The sequence below is a fragment of the Georgenia thermotolerans genome (assembly GCF_009193185.1).
Taxonomy (GTDB): domain Bacteria; phylum Actinomycetota; class Actinomycetes; order Actinomycetales; family Actinomycetaceae; genus Georgenia; species Georgenia thermotolerans.
Genome location: NZ_VUKF01000025.1, coordinates 1 through 15,941 on the forward strand (window position 1 = coordinate 1; position 15,941 = coordinate 15,941).

14 protein-coding genes are annotated in these 15,941 nt (G+C 73.3%); 2 read left to right on the forward strand and 12 right to left on the reverse strand.

All coding sequences use genetic code 11. The features are described from left to right. Positions 1-158: 158 nt before the first annotated feature. The 10 genes from GD970_RS12610 to GD970_RS12655 all read right to left on the reverse strand — a co-directional run bounded on the left by GD970_RS12610 (position 159) and on the right by GD970_RS12655 (position 13,338). On the reverse strand, positions 159-1,835 hold the full coding sequence (locus GD970_RS12610; protein ID WP_152203257.1) for an ABC transporter family substrate-binding protein: 1,677 nt from the start codon (positions 1,833-1,835) through the stop codon (positions 159-161). A 107-nt stretch (positions 1,836-1,942) separates the two neighbouring features. Then, positions 1,943-3,769 (reverse strand): dipeptide ABC transporter ATP-binding protein, encoded by a 1,827-nt coding sequence (locus tag GD970_RS12615; protein WP_226925324.1) that lies wholly within the window; start codon positions 3,767-3,769, stop codon positions 1,943-1,945. Then, positions 3,766-4,653: an ABC transporter permease gene (locus GD970_RS12620; protein WP_152203258.1), complete on the reverse strand. Its 888-nt coding sequence runs from the start codon at positions 4,651-4,653 to the stop codon at positions 3,766-3,768. The genes GD970_RS12615 and GD970_RS12620 overlap by 4 nt, the downstream gene beginning before the upstream one ends. Beyond that, positions 4,650-5,633, reverse strand: coding sequence for an ABC transporter permease (locus tag GD970_RS12625; protein ID WP_152203259.1), 984 nt, complete (start codon positions 5,631-5,633; stop codon positions 4,650-4,652). The genes GD970_RS12620 and GD970_RS12625 overlap by 4 nt, the downstream gene beginning before the upstream one ends. Positions 5,634-5,844: 211 nt before the next feature. Further along, positions 5,845-7,575 carry a dipeptide ABC transporter ATP-binding protein gene (locus GD970_RS12630; RefSeq protein WP_152203260.1) on the reverse strand — a complete coding sequence of 577 codons (1,731 nt, stop codon included), beginning with the start codon at positions 7,573-7,575 and terminating at the stop codon, positions 5,845-5,847. Further along, a complete protein-coding gene (locus GD970_RS12635; RefSeq protein ID WP_152203261.1) occupies positions 7,572-8,558 on the reverse strand; it encodes an ABC transporter permease in 987 nt (328 codons plus the stop codon). Before GD970_RS12635 ends, GD970_RS12630 begins: the two co-directional genes overlap by 4 nt. Continuing rightward, entirely contained in the window at positions 8,551-9,477 is a 927-nt protein-coding gene (locus GD970_RS12640; RefSeq protein ID WP_152203262.1) for an ABC transporter permease, read from the reverse strand. The genes GD970_RS12635 and GD970_RS12640 overlap by 8 nt, the downstream gene beginning before the upstream one ends. A 209-nt stretch (positions 9,478-9,686) precedes the next feature. Beyond that, complete coding sequence (locus GD970_RS12645) at positions 9,687-11,306, reverse strand: peptide ABC transporter substrate-binding protein (protein WP_152203311.1); 1,620 nt, start codon at positions 11,304-11,306, stop codon at positions 9,687-9,689. Between the two features lie 659 nt (positions 11,307-11,965). After that, a complete protein-coding gene (locus GD970_RS12650) occupies positions 11,966-12,427 on the reverse strand; it encodes a spore germination protein GerW family protein (RefSeq protein WP_152203263.1) in 462 nt (153 codons plus the stop codon). Positions 12,428-12,534: 107 nt separating this feature from the next. Further along, positions 12,535-13,338 carry a carbon-nitrogen hydrolase family protein gene (locus GD970_RS12655; RefSeq protein WP_152203264.1) on the reverse strand — a complete coding sequence of 268 codons (804 nt, stop codon included), beginning with the start codon at positions 13,336-13,338 and terminating at the stop codon, positions 12,535-12,537. A 118-nt stretch (positions 13,339-13,456) separates the two neighbouring features. On the opposite strand from GD970_RS12655, the gene yidD reads away from it, so the two are divergent. Then, entirely contained in the window at positions 13,457-13,744 is a 288-nt protein-coding gene (gene yidD, locus GD970_RS12660; protein WP_152203265.1) for a membrane protein insertion efficiency factor YidD, read from the forward strand. A 193-nt stretch (positions 13,745-13,937) separates the two neighbouring features. Next, positions 13,938-14,321: a hypothetical protein gene (locus GD970_RS12665; protein WP_152203266.1), complete on the forward strand. Its 384-nt coding sequence runs from the start codon at positions 13,938-13,940 to the stop codon at positions 14,319-14,321. A gap of 71 nt (positions 14,322-14,392) precedes the next feature. On the opposite strand, the gene GD970_RS12670 is transcribed toward GD970_RS12665, so the two are convergent. Next, the gene (locus GD970_RS12670) at positions 14,393-15,097 is read right to left on the reverse strand and encodes a VOC family protein (RefSeq protein WP_152203267.1); all 705 of its coding nucleotides are present in this window, start codon (positions 15,095-15,097) and stop codon (positions 14,393-14,395) included. A 123-nt stretch (positions 15,098-15,220) separates the two neighbouring features. Continuing rightward, positions 15,221-15,811 carry a DinB family protein gene (locus tag GD970_RS12675; RefSeq protein ID WP_152203268.1) on the reverse strand — a complete coding sequence of 197 codons (591 nt, stop codon included), beginning with the start codon at positions 15,809-15,811 and terminating at the stop codon, positions 15,221-15,223. Positions 15,812-15,941 lie beyond the last annotated feature (130 nt).

A 15,941-nucleotide genomic window follows, 5' to 3' on the forward strand; every position in this document is an offset into this window, starting at 1 on the left:
CCGGGGCGGCCGCGGGGGCGGCCGCCGCCGCGGCTGGCGCGGGCGCGGCCGGCTCCGACGCGCCCCGCGCCCGGGTCAACGCCCTGGCGGTGGGGCTGCTCGGCGCGACGATCGCGCTGGCCGTCCTCGCCGTCGCGCTCTGACCGGGCCGGTGCCGGCTACCTGACGTAGCCCCAGTCCTCGGGCCGGGTGGACCCGAGCCCGGCCGCGCCGACGTTCGCCAGGTCGCTCGCCGTGGCCACCAGTTGCGGCCGCTGGTAGAGCGGCAGGATCGGCAGGGCCTCCCAGAGCAGCTCGTCGGCCCGGTCGGCCAGGTCGAGGCGGGTGGCGTGGTCGGTCTCGGTCATGATCTGCCCGAGGAGGTCGTCCAGGCCGGGCACGGCCAGGCGGGCGTAGTTCATCGGCGTCGTGGCCGGGTCGCCGTAGAGGTTCGCCACGCCCAGCAGCGGGTACGGCGAGCCGTACCAGGAGAAGCTGACGAGCTCGAAGTCGCCCTCGCCGAGCACCTGGCCCAGGGCGGTCTCGGGCACCGGGTCGAGCACGACGGCGATGCCCACCTCCTTGAGCTGGGCCTGGACGAGCTGACCCTCGTTGGTCGAGGCGGGCACCCCGCTGAAGACGGTGTAGTGCAGCGTCAGCGACTTCCCGTCGCGCGCGCGCACGCCGGTGGCGGGGTCGAGCACCCAGCCGGCGTCGTCGAGCTGGGCGGCCGCAGCGTCCGGGTCGTAGGCGTACTCCCCGGCGTTGTCCTCGTAGCCGTCCTGGCCCTGCATGAAGATGTGGTTGTTCAGCGGGCGCTGCAGGTCCTCCGGCAGCCCGGCCAGGCTGGAGGCGGCGACGGCGTCGCGGTCGATCGCCCGCGCGATCGCCTGGCGCACGGCGGGGTCGGCGAGGGGACCCGCGGTGGTGTTGAAGGTGATCTGGCGCCAGTCGGGCCCGGCGGCGCGGCGCACCTCGGCGTCGGGCACCGCCCGGGCGCGCTCGTAGGCGTTGGCGTCGGCGCCGATGTCGAGGACGTCGAGCTCGTGGTTGGCGAAGGCGGTGGCCGCGGCGTCCGCCGAGACGGCGCGGTACTCGATCGTGTCGAGCTTCGGCGCCGGGCCCCACCACCGCTCGTTGGGCACCAGGGTGACGACCTGCTGGGCGGTGTCGACCTCGCCGATGCGGAAGGGGCCGGTGAACCACTCCTCCGGGTGGTCGAGCCAGCCGGTGTTGAAGGCCTCGGCGTCGGCCACGCCCTCGGCGGGCAGCACGGTGCCCAGCAGCGCCGGCCAGTCCGGGAACGTCGCGGCGAACGTGACGACGACCTCGAACTCGCTCTCGCCCTGCGCGACGGACTCGACGGCCGCGAAGGCTCCGGTGGCGCACTCGAAGTCGGGCCGTCCCCCGGAGCAGGCGTCGACCGTGGCGGCGTAGTCCTCCCAGGTGATGGGCTCGCCGTTGTTCCACACGGCGTCGGGGTTGAGGTGAAGGGTGACGACCTCCTGCCCGTCGACCACCTCGTCCTCGACGTCGACGACGAAGTTGTCGTTCGGGGTGGTGACGCCACGGGCGTCGGTGTCCCAGTTGGTGACGCTGATGGGGCCGCGGATCTCGGACGCGGACACGTCGCCGCCGGCCACGTGCAGCGGGTTCCACTGGGCGGGCAGGCGCTCGACGGCGCGGCGCAGCGTGCCGCCCTCGGCGAGCCCGTCGCGGGGGGTGGCGTTGACATCGGCCAGCTCGCCCGCGGTGGTGGGGGCCGGCCCGGGCCCGGTTCCGTCGTCCGCGGCGCAGCCCACGAGCGCGAGCGCCAGCGCCGCGCCGGTGAGCAGTGCTGTCGCACGCCTTCTCATCGGTGGGTGTCCTCCTCCAGGGACACGGCAGACCGATGGAGGGGTTCCGGCCGTGCAGCGTCCTGGCAGTACTGAACCACGTCCTGGGGGCACGGGACCGGCGCGTCTCACTCCACCGCGTGTCGCCCGACCGCGTGGCAGGCCGCCTGGTGGTCCGGGCCCAGGGCGGCGAGGCGCTGGTCCTCGGCGCGGCAGCGGGCCCGGGCGGCGTCGTCGAGGGTGAGGTGGAGCGGGCAGCGGGTGCGGAAGCGGCACCCCGCGGGCGGGTCCACCGGCGAGGGCACCTCCCCCACGAGCAGGGTGCGGGGCCGGCGGCGCTCGACGGCGGGGTCCAGCAGCGGCACCGCGGACAGCAGCGCCTGGGTGTAGGGGTGCGCGGGGCGGTTCAGCACCGCGGCGGCCGCGCCGGCCTCGACGATCCGGCCCAGGTGCATGACGGCGACGCGGTCCGCCAGGCGCCGCACCGCGGTGAGGTCGTGAGAGACGAGGAGGTAGCTCAGGGCCAGGCGGGCGCGCAGGTCGGCGAGCAGGTCGAGGATGTCGGCCTGGACCGGGGCGTCGAGGGCGGAGACGGGCTCGTCGAGCACGAGCAGGCGGGGCTGCAGGGCCAGCGCCCGAGCGATGGCCACCCGCTGGCGCTGCCCGCCGGAGAGGTGGCGGGGGAAGCGGTGGGCGAGCGCCGGCTCGAGCCGGACGAGGTCGAGGACCTCCGCCACCCGCCGGGCCACCGCCTCCCCGCGGCGCCCGTCCGCGAGCAGCGGCTCGGCGACGAGGTCGGCGACGGGCAGGCGCGGGTCGAGCGCGGCGTCGGGGTCCTGGAAGACCACCTGGACCTCGCGGCGCAGCGCCCGCCGGGCGGCCCGGTCGAGCTGGGCCACGTCGCGGCCGAGCACCTCCACGGTGCCGCCCTGGGGCGCCGTGAGCTCGAGGACGGCGCGCACGGTGGTGGACTTCCCGCTGCCCGTCTCCCCCACCAGGGCGAGCACCTCCCCCGCGCGCACCTCGAGGCTGACCCCGTCGACGGCGCGGACCGTGCCGGCGCGCCGGCGCAGCAGCCCGGGCCGGCGCAGCGGGAAGTGGTGGCGGAGGTCGTGCACGCGAAGCACGACCGGGCGGTCCGCGCGCGGGGCGGGGCGCTCGGCGGGCGCGGCCCGGCGCACGCCGGCGAGCAGGGCGGCCGTCGCGGCCGCGCGCGGGCGGGCGAAGACGCGCTCGACGTCGCCGTCCTCGACCACCCGCCCGGCGTCCATGACGGCGACCCGGTCCGCCAGGCCGGCCACCACGCCCAGGTCGTGGGTGATGAGCACGAGCGCGGCACCGGCCTCCTCCCGGGCGGTGCGCAGCACGTCGAGGAGCTGCGCCTGGACGGTGACGTCGAGGGCGGAGGTCGGCTCGTCGGCGATGAGCACCTCCGGGTCGTTCGCGACGGCCAGGGCGATGGCCACCCGCTGGCGCATGCCGCCGGAGAGCTCGTGCGGGTAGGCGCCGAACCGGGCGGACGGCCGGTCCAGGCCGACGAGCTCGAGCAGCTCCACGGCGCGGGCGCGGGCCGCGGCGCGGCCGATCCGGCGGTGGGCCTGGAGCGCCTCGACGAGCAGCTCGCCCACCGGGTACACCGGGGTCAGCGCCGCCTGGGCGTCCTGCTCGACCAACCCGATGCGGGCGCCGCGCACCCGGGACAGCTCCGCGTCGCCGCGGCCGAGGAGCTCCTCCCCGCCCAGCCGCACCGAGCCGGTGACGCGGGCCGACGGGGGCAGCAGCCCCAGCGCGGCGAGGGCGGTGACGGACTTGCCCGAGCCGGACCGGCCGACGACGGCGAGCACCTCCCCCGGCGCCACCGCCAGGTCCACGCCGCGCACGGCGTGCACCACGCCGTCGGCCGAGCGCAGGCGCACGTCCAGCCCGGCGATCTCCAGGGCGGGCCGGGCGCTCACGCGCGCCCGCCGTCGGAGGGGTCCAGGGCGTCGCGCAGGCCGTCCCCGACGAGGTTGACGCAGGTCAGCAGGGCCACCAGCGTGCCGGCCGGGGCGAGGAAGACCCACGGAAAGGTGGTCGCGGTGCGCTGCCCCTCGGCGATGAGCGTGCCCAGCGACGTCGCCGGGGGCTGCACCCCGAAGCCGAAGAAGGACAGGGAGGACTCCGCCAGCACGGCGCCGGCGACGGCGAGGGTGGCGTCGACCACCAGGAGGGAGGAGAGGTTGGGCAGGATGTGCCGGCCGATGATCCGGTGCGCAGGGACGTTCATGTACCGGGCGGCGGTGACGTAGTCCAGCCCGGTCAGGGTCAGCGTGGCCGCCCGCACCACCCGCGCCGAGAGCATCCAGCCCAGCCCGGCGAGCACCAGGACGAGGAGCAGCACGGAGCCCGCCCGGCCGCCGGTGCCCACCGAGACGATCGCGACGAGGAAGAAGGACGGGACGACCAGCAGCAGGTCCACCACCCAGCGCAGCGCCCGGTCGGGCCAGCCGCCGTGGTAGGCGGCCAGGGTGCCGACGACGGCGGCGATCGCCGTCTGCAGCAGCCCGGCGCCGAGCCCGACGAGCAGCGAGGTGCGCAGACCGGCGACGGTCAGGGCGAAGACGTCGCGCCCGGCCTGGGTGGTGCCGAACCAGTGGGCGGCGCTCGGGGCGGCGAGGAACGCGCGGGCGTCGACCTCCCCGGCGCCCCAGCGGGCCAGCACGGGGCCGATGGCGGCGAGGACCACGAGGCCGGCCAGCCCCGCCAGGCCGGCCAGCGCGGGGCGGTCGCGGCGCAGGCGCCGCAGGACGAGCCGGCCGCGGGCGGGGCGGGCCGGGGCGAGCGGGAGCGGCGGGGTCATGACAGCCGCACCCGCGGGTCGAGGGCGACGGTGAGCAGGTCGGCGAGCAGCGCGCCGGCGAGCACGCACGCCCCGCCGAACGCGGCGACGGCCACGGTGCCGTTGACGTCCTGGCCGGCGATGGCCTGCACGCCGTAGATCCCCATCCCGTGCCAGCCGTACACGGACTCGACGAAGGCCGCGCCGAGCACGAGCGTGGTCACGGTGTAGGCCAGGTAGGTCCCGGTGGGCACCAGCGCGGTGCGCAGGGCGTGCCGGCGCACCGCGACCGCGCGGCGCAGGCCCCGCGCCCGGGCGGCGCGCACGTAGGCGGCGCCGAGGGTGTCGAGGAGGAGGCCGCGCTGGATCCGGCTGAAGAACGCGGCCTGCCCGGCGGCGAGGGTGAGGGTGGGCAGCACGAGGTGCTGCAGGCGGTCCCCCGTCGCCGCGAGCCAGCCCGGGCCGTGGGCGCCGCTCTCGCCGAGGAACTCGAACACCTGGACGCCGGCGGCGGCGTTGACGCGCACGGCGACGATCTGCAGCACGACGGCGAGGACGAGCGTGGGCGTGGAGATGACGACCAGGGCGGCGAGGGTGACCAGCCGGTCACCGGCGCGGTGGTGGCGCACGGCGGCCCAGGCGCCGACCGCGACGCCGGCGACGGTGCCGAGCAGCGTGCCGAGGGTGACCAGCCGCAGCGAGACCCACAGCCGCGCGCCCACCTCGGCATTCACGCTGGCCCCGGTGGGGGTGCGGCCCCAGTCCCAGGCGGTGGCCACGCCGCGCAGCCAGGTCAGGTACCGCTCAGCGAGCGGGACGGCGTCGCTGAGGTTGGCCGCGCGCAGCGTGGCCTCGACGGCCTCGGGCGGCAGTGGCGGGTTGCGCAACTCGTACAGGGAGCGGGGGTCGAGCACGCTGGCGGCGAGGAGGTAGGTGAGGCTGACGGCGAGGACGAGCAGCAGCGCGTACCCCGCCGACCTGCGGGCGAGGTAGCGGAGCATCGGCCAGCCTTCGTGGGTCGCGCCAGGACGTGGCCCACGGTACATGCCGGTCAGCGTCCGGAAGCGGCGGCGCTCCTCCCGCGCCCGGCTAGCCACTCTGGCTGCGACTGGCTGCCAATCTGGCTGCGGCCGGAGCGGCGGCGTGCCTCCGGGAAGCGGCGAGCCCCGGCCCCTCGTGGGGACCGGGGCTCGCCCAGGCTGCGCCGTCGGCTCACGGGCCCGCCGGCCCCGCCACCTCCATCTGGAGGCTGGCGCCGGGGATCGCCGCGAGCAGTTCGCGGGTGTAGGGCTGGGACGGGCGGTCGAAGACCTCGTCCGTCGTGGCCTGCTCGACGATCCGCCCCTTCTCCATGACCGCGACGAAGTCGGCGATCTGCCGGACCACCGCCAGGTCGTGGGTGATGAACAGGTACGTCAGCCCGAGCTCGGCCTGCAGGTCGTTGAGCAGGGTCAGCACCTGCGCCTGCACGAGCACGTCGAGCGCGGAGACCGCCTCGTCGCACACGATGAGCTTGGGCTGCAGGGCCAGCGCCCGGGCGATGGCGACGCGCTGGCGCTGACCGCCGGAGAGCTCGTTCGGGTACCGCCGCATCGTGGACTTGGGCAGGGCCACCATCTCGAGCAGCTCGGCCACCTTCGCGGCGCGCGACTTCTTGTCGCCGACCTTGTGCACCCGCAGCGGCTCCTCGATCGTGCGGAAGATCGAGTACATCGGGTCCAGCGACCCATAGGGGTTCTGGAAGATCGGCTGGACCTGACGGCGGAAGGTGAACAGCTCGCGCTTGCCGAGCTTGCCCACCTCGGTGCCCTCGAACACCACCCGGCCGGAGGTCGGCTCGAGCAGGTTGAGCATGATGTTCGCGACCGTCGACTTGCCCGAGCCGGACTCCCCGACCAGGGCCATCGTCGCCCCGCGCGGGATCGCGAAGGAGACGTCGTCGACGGCCTTGAACGTCCGGCCGGCGCCCGGCACGGCCCCGCGCAGGTGAAACTCCTTGGTGAGGTGCTCGACCTCGACGATGTTCGGCGCCTTGACGGCCGCGTCGACGTCGGCGAGCAGCTCCTCCGACTCCTCGCCACGCTCCTTGGCGCTCTGGATGCGCCGTGAGGTTAGCGACGGCGCCGAGGAGACGAGCCGCTGGGTGTAGGGGTGGCGCGGGTTGGACAGGATCTGCCGGGACGGGCCGGACTCCACCACGCGGCCGCGGTGCATCACCACGAGGTGCTCGGCGCGCTCGGCGGCCAGGCCCAGGTCGTGGGTGATGAACAGCACCGCCGCGCCGAGCTCCTTGGTGAGGTGCTCGAGGTGGTCGAGGATCTGGCGCTGGACGGTGACGTCGAGCGCCGAGGTGGGCTCGTCGGCGATGAGCAGCTTGGGCCGCGCCGCCAGCCCGATGGCGATGAGGGCACGCTGGCGCATGCCGCCGGAGAACTCGTGCGGGTACTGCTTGGCGCGGTGCTCGGCGTCGGGCAGGCCGGCCTGGGCGAGGACCTCGTTGACGCGCTCCTTGGCGTCGGCGCGGTCCATGCCGTTGGCGGTGAGGGCCTCCTTGACCTGGTAGCCGATCTTCCACACCGGGTTGAGGTTGGACATCGGGTCCTGGGGCACCAGGCCGATCTCCTTGCCGCGCAGGGCCTCCATCTCCTTGCGGGAGGCCGTGGCGAGGTCGCGGCCGAGGAACTTGATCGACCCGCCGGTCACCTTGCCGGTGCCGGGGAGCAGGTCGATGATGGCGTGCGCCGTCGTGGACTTGCCGGAGCCGGACTCGCCCACGATCGCCACGGCCTGGCCGGGGTAGATCGTCAGGTTCGCGCCACGCACGGCGGGCACCAGGCCGGTGGAGGAGCGGAACGCCACCTCGAGGTCGCGGATCTCCAGCAGCGGGGCGTGCGGGTCCAGCCCGGTGGCGACCGGCGCCGTCTTCTGGTTCGTCGTGGTCATCGCTCCCGCACCTTCGGGTCGAGGGCGTCGCGCACGGCGTCGCCCATCATGATGAAGCCGAGCACCGTCAGGGCCAGGGCACCGGCCGGGTAGAAGAGCACCGACGGCTGGGACCGCAGCGCCGTCTGGGCCTGCTGGATGTCGCCGCCCCAGGACACGACCGACGGCGGCAGGCCGATGCCGAGGAAGCTCAGCGTGGCCTCGGCGACGATGAACGTGCCGAGCGCGACGGTGGTGTAGACGATGATCGGCGCGGCGGCGTTGGGCAGGATGTGCCGGGCCAGCGCCGCGGTGCGGCTGACGCCGAGCGACTTCGCGGCGGTGACGTAGTCGTTGTTCTTCACGCTCATCACCGACCCGCGCGTGATGCGGGCGATCTGGGTCCAGCCGAAGGAGGCGAGGACCGCGGCCACGGTCACCGAGGTGCGGCTGCCGCTGAAGATCTGCATGACGACGATCGCGGCCAGCACCAGCGGGATCGCGAAGAAGATGTCGGTGATGCGCGAGAGGATCGTGTCGAACCAGCCGCCGAAGAAGCCGGCGATCGCGCCGATGACGGTGCCGATGATCAACACGGCGAGGGTCGCGAGCACGCCGACCGTCACCGAGGCTCGCGCCCCGTAGATGGTGCGGGCGTAGATGTCGCAGCCCTGCCGGGTGTAACCGAACGGGTGGCCCGCCGTCGGCTCACCGTAGCTGTTGGCCAGCTCGCAGAACTTCGGGTCCTGGGAGGTGAACAGCTGCGGGAAGGCCGCGACGGCGCAGACCAGCACGATGATCACGGCAGAGACCCAGAACATCGGCTGACGGCGGAGCTTGGCCCATGCCTCGCTCCACATGCTGGAGGGTGCACCGGACTCCGCGACGGCGTCGACGGCACCGAGACCGGTCTCGTCGAGCTCGGCGAAGAAGTGCTCCTGGTGACGACGGACGGTCACGGGGGCGGGGCCCGCACCGGGGCCCGTGTGAACGATGTCAGGCATAACGGATCCTCGGGTCCAGGGCCGCGTACAGGAGGTCGACCACCAGGTTCGCCGCGATGTAGACGAGCACGAGCACGGTGGTGAGCGACACGACGGTGGCGGACTCGCCCTGGCCGATGGCCCGGTACAGCGTGCCGCCGACGCCGTTGATGTTGAAGATGCCCTCGGTGACGATGGCGCCGCCCATGAGCGCGCCGAGGTCGGCGCCGAGGAAGGTCACCACCGGGATGAGCGAGTTGCGCAGCACGTGCACGGTGACGACCCGCCGGCGGGAGAGGCCCTTGGCGGTCGCGGTGCGCACGTAGTCCGCGGTGAGGTTCTCGGACACGGAGGTGCGGGTCAGGCGCAGCACGTACGCGAGGGAGACGGCGCCGAGCACCACGGCCGGCATGAGCAGGCTGATGAACGTCGGTTTGGCCCCCACCGTCGTCGGCAGCCAGCCGAGCTGGACGCCGACGACGAACTGGAGCACGAAGCCGATGACCAGGGTCGGCACCGCGATGACCAGCAGGGAGATGACGAGGACGGTGCCGTCGAAGAAGCCGCCCTTGCGCAGGCCCGCGATCAGGCCGAGCACGATGCCGAAGATCGCCTCGAAGATCAGCGCCATGACGCCCAGCTTGAACGTGACGGGCAGGGCCTCCTTGATCACGTCCATGACGTCGCGGCCGGAGAAGGTCACGCCGAAGTCGAGACTCAAGATGCCCTTGAGGTAGAGCAGGTACTGGACGATGAACGGCTCGTCCAGGTTGTACCGCTCCCGGATCTGCGCCTGCACACCCTCGGAGAGCCCGCGGTCACCGCCCAGGGCGGCCACGGGGTCGCCGGGCAGGGCGAAGACCATGAAGTAGATCAGCAGCGTGGCCCCCAGGAACACAGGGATCACCTGCAGGACCCTGCGCCCGATGTACGAGAGCATCGAGTCGCCTCCTCGTTGATGTCGTGGCTGCACCCAGGCAGCCGCCAGGCACGCCGTCCGACGATACGCCCCGGCACCGTCCGAGACGGAATCCGTGTAGCCGTTCTTGGCGTGACTCTTACCGCAAAAAGAGGTTGGGGGCGGGACCGAGAGGTCCCGCCCCCAACCGTGTGTGTGCTGCTGTCAGCGGTCCCCGTGAGGGGGCCGAATCACTCGGCCTTGGTGACCTCGTAGTACAGCGGCACGCTGTTCCAGCCGAACTCAACGTTGTCGACCGTCTCGGCGTAGCCGCCGGTCACGTTCGAGTACCACAGCGGGATGGCCGGGAGGTCCTTGAAGAGGATCTCCTGGACCTTCTGGTACAGCGCGTTGGACTCCTCGATGGACGGGGCGGCCGCGGCCTGCTTCAGCAGGTCGTCCACCTCGGGGTTCGAGTAGTCGCCGTCGTTCGAGCCGGCGCCGGTGCCGTAGATCGGGCCGAGGAAGTTACCGAGGGCCGGGTAGTCCGCCTGCCAGCCGGTGCGGAAGCCACCGGTCATCTTGCGGTCGGTCACGTCGGTGCGCAGGTCGGCGAAGAGGGCGTAGGGCTGGCCCTCCGCCTCGATGCCCAGGGTGTTCTTGATGGAGTTCATCGTCGCGTCGACCCAGGCCTGGTGGCCGCCGTCGGAGTTGTAGGCGAGGGTGAACTTGCCGTCCCACGGGGAGAGCTTGTCGGCCTCGGCCCACAGCTCCTTGGCCTTCTCCGGGTCGAACTCGAGCACCTCGGAGCCGGGCACGGAGTCCGACCAGCCGTCGATCACCGGGGAGGTGAAGTCCGAGGCCGGGGTGCGGGTGCCCTGGAAGATCGTGTCGGTGATCTCCTGGCGGTTGATCGCGTGGGAGATGGCCTGCCGACGCAGCTGGCCCTCCTCGCCCGCGAAGTGCTTCAGCTCCTGGTGGACCGTGAAGGACTGGAAGATCGCCGCCGGCTGGTTGACCGCACGGTCGCCCAGCTCCTGCTCGAAGGTGCCGAACGCCGAGTCGGGCACGGCGTCGAGCACGTCGAGGTTGCCGGACAGCAGGTCGTTGTAGGCCGCGTCCTGCGTGTCGTAGAACTTGATCGTCACGCCGCCGTTCTGGGCCTTGCGGTCCGCGGCGTAGTCCTCGTTCGGGACGAGCTCGATCTGGACGTTGTGCTGCCATGCGCCGTCGCCGGCCAGCTTGTACGGGCCGTTGCCGACCGGGTTCTCGCCGAAGCCCTCGGGGTCGTCGAACGCCGCCTGGGGCAGCGGGAAGAACGCCGAGTAGCCCAGGCGCAGCGGGAAGTCGGCCTCGGGCTGCTTGAGCTTGACCGTGAAGGTCTGGTCGTCGACGACCTTGAGCCCGGTGAGCTCGGAGTCCTCCGTGTCGGAGTAGCCCTCGATCGGCTCGAAGAAGTAGCTCGACAGGTGGCCGTTGCTGAGCAGGGCGCCCTGGTTCCACGCGTCGACGAAGGACTTGGAGGTCACCGGCGTCCCGTCGGTGAACTTCCAGCCTTCCTTGATCTTGATCGTGTAGTTCTGGTTGTCCTCGGTCTCGATGGAGTCGGCGACCTCGTTGTGCACGGCGCCGTCGGCGTCGTAGTACACGAGACCCGCGAAGATGAGGTCGAGGATCTTGCCGCCGCCAACCTCGTTGGTGTTGGTCGGGATCAGCGGGTTCTGCGGCTCGCTGCCGTTCGCGGTGACGACGCCGGTGCTGGCACCACCCTCGGTGGCAGCGCCCTCCGACGCGTTGTCGTCAGGGCTGCTGGAGCTGCACGCGGCGAGCACGAGCGATCCGGCGAGGATCGAGGCGGCCACGCCAGCCATACGCCTGGTCTTCAATGTTCCTCCTGATAGCTGAGCTGTTCGCTCTGGCCCGGCACCGGGCCGCAGTGCAACACGGCACGGCCGCCTCGCTGGCGCGGGATGCCGAAACAATAGGCGCGAGGGTGGCCCGGAACGAAATAACCGGTGACATCGTTACGGGATCGTGACCGCCATGTGAGACGCCGGAAACGTGCGGCGGTGGGTCCGCGGAACAGCGGCTGGCGCCAGGGCCTGCGGTGATGTGCGCTACACGTGACACCGGGCCGGCCCCGAACCGGCGTGAACCGGCTTCCGGACGCACCTGGTGCCTGTGCCACCAGTTCAACGGACACCGTGTCCCCGACCGGATCGGACGTCGACCCGAGCAAACGAGGTGTCGGCGATGGTGCGCCGGTCCGGCGCCGACCGGTGGCGAAGGCATGCCTCAACAGGCCGCACAGCGCCTCGGTGGCATTACCCTGTCCCTCCACCTCCGGTGCCACGCCATAGCCGAGCTGCACCGTGCCGCCGGTGTCAGGTGGCCGAACAGCCCGATCCCGCCGACCACGAGCCCGCTGGCCCGGTCCACGACTGCAACGGCCCGAACCACGCGTCGCCGTCCGGCGGCTGGGCCAGGAACATCCGGGCGTTCGGTGCCGGCACGAGTGCGGCCGTCGGCATCAGCGCCGGGTGAACCGCCGACGGCGCAACGCCCAGGACAGGGCGACGACCGCGACGGTCGCGACGATCTGCCCGCCGAGGATCACCCGGTTGAGGTCGAGCGCCGGCTGCCAGGACACCTTCCCGTCCTTGACGACGTAGACGCCCACCGGCCGGGCCCGCACCCCGAACCCGCCGCCTCCCCCAGACCCCTCCCCGGCGCCCGGACGCCGGTGCCCGCCGTGCTCGCCCGCCGCGGGCCGGTCCGGGGCGGCTGCCTGCCGCTCCTCGCCGGCGCCTTGTTGCTCCTTGCCCATGGCGCCGCTGCCGAAGCCCATGCCGCTGCCGCCCATGACCTTGGCGACGGGGATGACGGTGACCCCGTCACGCTCGTAGGCGTCCCCGAAGACGCGGCGCACGGTGAGTACCTCGCGCGCGGTCTCGGTCGGCAGGTTGACGTTGCCGGTGGTGGGCTGGGCCATGATGCCTCCGATGGGGTCGTCCGTGGCGCCCAGGGTACGGGCGCGCGGCCCGCTGGGAGGCGGTACCGCCGTCGTCGTCGCGACCTGACCTAGGCGGCCACCCGGGGTCAGGCGTCGGCCGGCCGGACCTCGAAGCGCCGGTTCGCCAGGCTGGGGTTGCGCTCGCGCACGGCCTGGACCTGGGCGCCGGAGACCTCGGCGACGGCGACGCCCGGCTCCTCCCCCGCCTCCGCGAGCACCTCCCCGGAGGGGCCGACGACGAGGCTGTGGCCGGTGCGGTACCGGCCGGTCTGCCCGGCGGCGAGCACGTACACGGTGTTCTCGATGGCGCGGGCCTTGGCCAGGGTGCGCCAGTGGTCGAGCTTGCCCGGCCCGGCGATCCAGGTGGCCGGCAGCGCGAGCACGTTCGCGCCGGCGTCGACGAGGAACCGGGCCATCTCCGGGAAGCGCAGGTCGTAGCACGTCATCACGCCCACCCGCAGGTCCCCCAGCGCGAGGACCAGCGCCTCGGGCGGGCGCGGGGCGAGCCGGTCGGACTCGCGGTCGCCGAAGGCGTCGTATAGGTGGACCTTGCGGTAGGCGCCGATGAGCTCCCCGCCGGCGTTGACGGCGACGACCGTGTTGTAGGGCCGCGCCGGGCCGTCGCCGTGACGTTCGGTCATGCCGGCGACGACGGTGACGCCGTGCGCGTGGGCCGCACGGGCCAGCGCGGCGACGAAGGGCCCGTCGAGCCCCTCCGCCTCGGCGGCCAGCGCCTCCGGGGTGGGCCGGGGGTCCCAGGCCATGGCGTACTCGGGGAGCACCACCAACCGGGCCCCGGCGCGGGCCGCGCGGGCGATCAGGTCGGTCGCGGCCGTGAGGTTGGCCGCCTTGTCCGTCGTCGCGCCCATCTGCGCCACCGCGACCTGCATGTCTCCTCCTCGGCTCGCCCCCCGGCGGTCGTGCCCGACTCTGCCACGTGCGCGGCGCCGTCGGCCCGAGCTGCCGGTTTCCCGCGCCGCCCGGCGGGTCGGCCGGTAGCGTGCCTGCATGCGCCCGGCGACCCGCGCGGCCGACGCCGCGATCCGCCTCTACCAGGCCCGGATCTCACCGCGGAAGGGCTGGACGTGCGCCCACCTCGTGGCGCACGGCGGCCAGTCCTGCTCGGCCGCCGTGCGCGACGCCGTCCTTCGCGAGGGTGTGCTGCGCGCCCTGGTCCCGTCGGCGGTGCGCTTCCTTGCGTGCTACCGGGCGGCGGCGCTGCTGGCCTCGACAGATGTTGAGGGCGTGTGCTGCTGCGGCGGGATCCCGATCCCTTTCCGCTTCAGGCGGCGGTAAGACCCGCGCCAGTGGCGACACGACGGGCCGGACACGACGGACGTCGTCTCCGATGTGGCGTGTGTCCGCAAGACTTCGGCGCATGACTCAGGAGTCGAGGGCCGCCCTCGCCGCGCGCCGACTTTGCGCTGCCCGCGTGGTCCGCGTCCGCGAACACGCCTGTGACGTCTATGGCCAGGGCGTACTTCGTTCGGTGGGGTTCGCCCCGATGTTCCCCTCCCCGCGCGTCGAGCGGGTGTCTCCAGGCCATCTCGTCGCGGTGGCCACCGGGCCGGACGGCGCCGAGGCCGTGGTGTGGCGGTGGTTCGACGCGGTGGTGCTCGGCACAGACGACGACGGGTCGGTCCGGCTGTGGGAGCCGGCGCACGGCGAGGTCGTCGCCCAGCCGCGACCCTCGTACGCGCGGCAGGAGCCGGGCACCCGCGCCTACGCCTCGGCCGGCCTTGCGGGAGCGGAGTGGTGGGTCGCCGACCGTGCCGACGGCTCCCCCGAGCTGGCCGACGTCGAGCTCGCCGAGGTCGACGACCTCTACGCCGAGAACGACCTGTGGTCGGCCGTGTTCGGGTCCAGCTCCTGATCGGCTCTCGAGGGCGGGCCCGGCGCAGGGCCCGCCCATCAGCAGAGGGCCCACCCCACGGGGCGCCGGAGTTAGCCGGCGTGCAGCTCGAACTCGTTGCCGTCCGGGTCGGCCAGCGCCACCACGTCGTCGTCCCCGTCGCCTTCGAGCCGGGTGGCCCCGAGGCCGACCAAACGGTCGATCTCCGGACCCAGTTCGCCACCGGCTAGGGCGACGGCGAAGCGCTGCCGGTTCCGCCGCAGGTGCGGGGCGACGGGCGGCCCTCCCCACGCGACCTTGGTGCCGCCGTGCGGCGACTGGATCGCCGTCTCCCCGTCCTGGTCCCACACCACGGGCCAGCCCAGCGCCGTGCTCCAGAAGAGGCCGACCTCCCGGGTGCCGTCGCAGGCGATCTCCCCGAGGAAGCCGCACCCGGCGAGGAAGGAGTTGCCCGGCTCGATCACGCAGAACTCGTTCCCCTCGGGGTCGGCCAGGACGACGTGTCCCTCCTCGAGACGCTGGCCCACGTCGAGGTGATCGGCGCCAAGCCCGAGCGCGGTCGCCACGGTCTGCCGCTGGGCGTCGAGGCTGGCGCTGGTCAGGTGGAGGTGCATGCGGTCGCGTCCCACCCTCGGCGCGAGGTTCGGCACGAACCGCAGGCCGAGCTGCGTCTCGTCGCCGGCCAGGACGGCGTCCCCGGCGTCCTCGACAACCTCCCGGCCGAGGAGCCCGGCCCAGAACCGCGCCACCCGGGCCGGGTCGTGCGCGTCGTACGTCACCGCCAGGAGTCGAGGCATGCGCGCACGCTAGAAGTGGCGCCGTCACGACGACAAGGGATTTTGGGGGTGCCCAGGAAGGGCGTTGGCCCCGCGGCGGTGTCCCGTCCCCCAGCCGCTGAAGGGCTGCTACGTGTCGACGACCTATCGGGTCGGGGCGGCAACCTCGCGGGCCACCCGTTCGAGACGGTCGGTGTACCGGCCCCACCACTCGCCGTCGCCCGTGGGCAGGTTCATGGCGGACGGCCGGAGGCCGGAGGCGCCGTCGATCTTCTCCCGCACGATGTCGGCGTGGCCGGCGTGCCGGGCGACCTCGGTGGTCACGTGGACGAGGATCCTGCCCAGCGTGACGTGCCGGTTCTGCTCGCCCCACCACGGCACGTAGCCCTCGGCGTCGAGGTCGAGCGCGGCGATGGTGGCGGAGCAGTGGGCGCGCACGCGGCCGAACAGGTCGGTGATCCACTCCGCCGACTCCTCCGCCGTGGCCCACATGTCGGCGTTGTCCTCCGCGTCGTCCTCCATCCACGGGTACCTCTCGGGGAACGGTCGGTCGAAGACCTCGCCGAGGTAGCCGGCCTCGACGCCGGCCACGTGCTTGACGAGGCCGAGGAGGTTGGTGCCGGTCGGCGTCAGGGGCCGGCGCAGGTCGTACTCGCCGAGGCCGTCGAGCTTCCAGAGCAGCGCGTCGTTGAGCCCGTCGAGGTAGCGGCCGAGGTCGTCCTTGAGCGTCTCCATCGGCGAACGCTATCCGGGTGCGGCGCTCACGGACCTTCGCTTGGCGCGGAAAGGGAGCACCTGCAACCCCCGACGTGCCCGAGTATCGCCCTTGCAGCGGCTCATCCCCATTGAGGGGTAGGTGGGCTGC

Bases quoted from the DNA above. Each gene is read 5' to 3' on its own strand.
- GD970_RS12610 (WP_152203257.1), bottom strand. From the start codon at position 1,835: ATGAGAAGGCGTGCGACAGCACTGCTCACCGGCGCGGCGCTGGCGCTC.
- GD970_RS12620 (WP_152203258.1), bottom strand. From the start codon at position 4,653: ATGACCCCGCCGCTCCCGCTCGCCCCGGCCCGCCCCGCCCGCGGCCGG.
- GD970_RS12625 (WP_152203259.1), bottom strand. From the start codon at position 5,633: ATGCTCCGCTACCTCGCCCGCAGGTCGGCGGGGTACGCGCTGCTGCTC.
- GD970_RS12630 (WP_152203260.1), bottom strand. From the start codon at position 7,575: ATGACCACGACGAACCAGAAGACGGCGCCGGTCGCCACCGGGCTGGAC.
- GD970_RS12635 (WP_152203261.1), bottom strand. From the start codon at position 8,558: ATGCCTGACATCGTTCACACGGGCCCCGGTGCGGGCCCCGCCCCCGTG.
- GD970_RS12640 (WP_152203262.1), bottom strand. From the start codon at position 9,477: ATGCTCTCGTACATCGGGCGCAGGGTCCTGCAGGTGATCCCTGTGTTC.
- GD970_RS12645 (WP_152203311.1), bottom strand. From the start codon at position 11,306: ATGGCTGGCGTGGCCGCCTCGATCCTCGCCGGATCGCTCGTGCTCGCC.
- GD970_RS12650 (WP_152203263.1), bottom strand. From the start codon at position 12,427: ATGGCCCAGCCCACCACCGGCAACGTCAACCTGCCGACCGAGACCGCG.
- GD970_RS12655 (WP_152203264.1), bottom strand. From the start codon at position 13,338: ATGCAGGTCGCGGTGGCGCAGATGGGCGCGACGACGGACAAGGCGGCC.
- yidD (WP_152203265.1), top strand. From the start codon at position 13,457: ATGCGCCCGGCGACCCGCGCGGCCGACGCCGCGATCCGCCTCTACCAG.
- GD970_RS12670 (WP_152203267.1), bottom strand. From the start codon at position 15,097: ATGCCTCGACTCCTGGCGGTGACGTACGACGCGCACGACCCGGCCCGG.
- GD970_RS12675 (WP_152203268.1), bottom strand. From the start codon at position 15,811: ATGGAGACGCTCAAGGACGACCTCGGCCGCTACCTCGACGGGCTCAAC.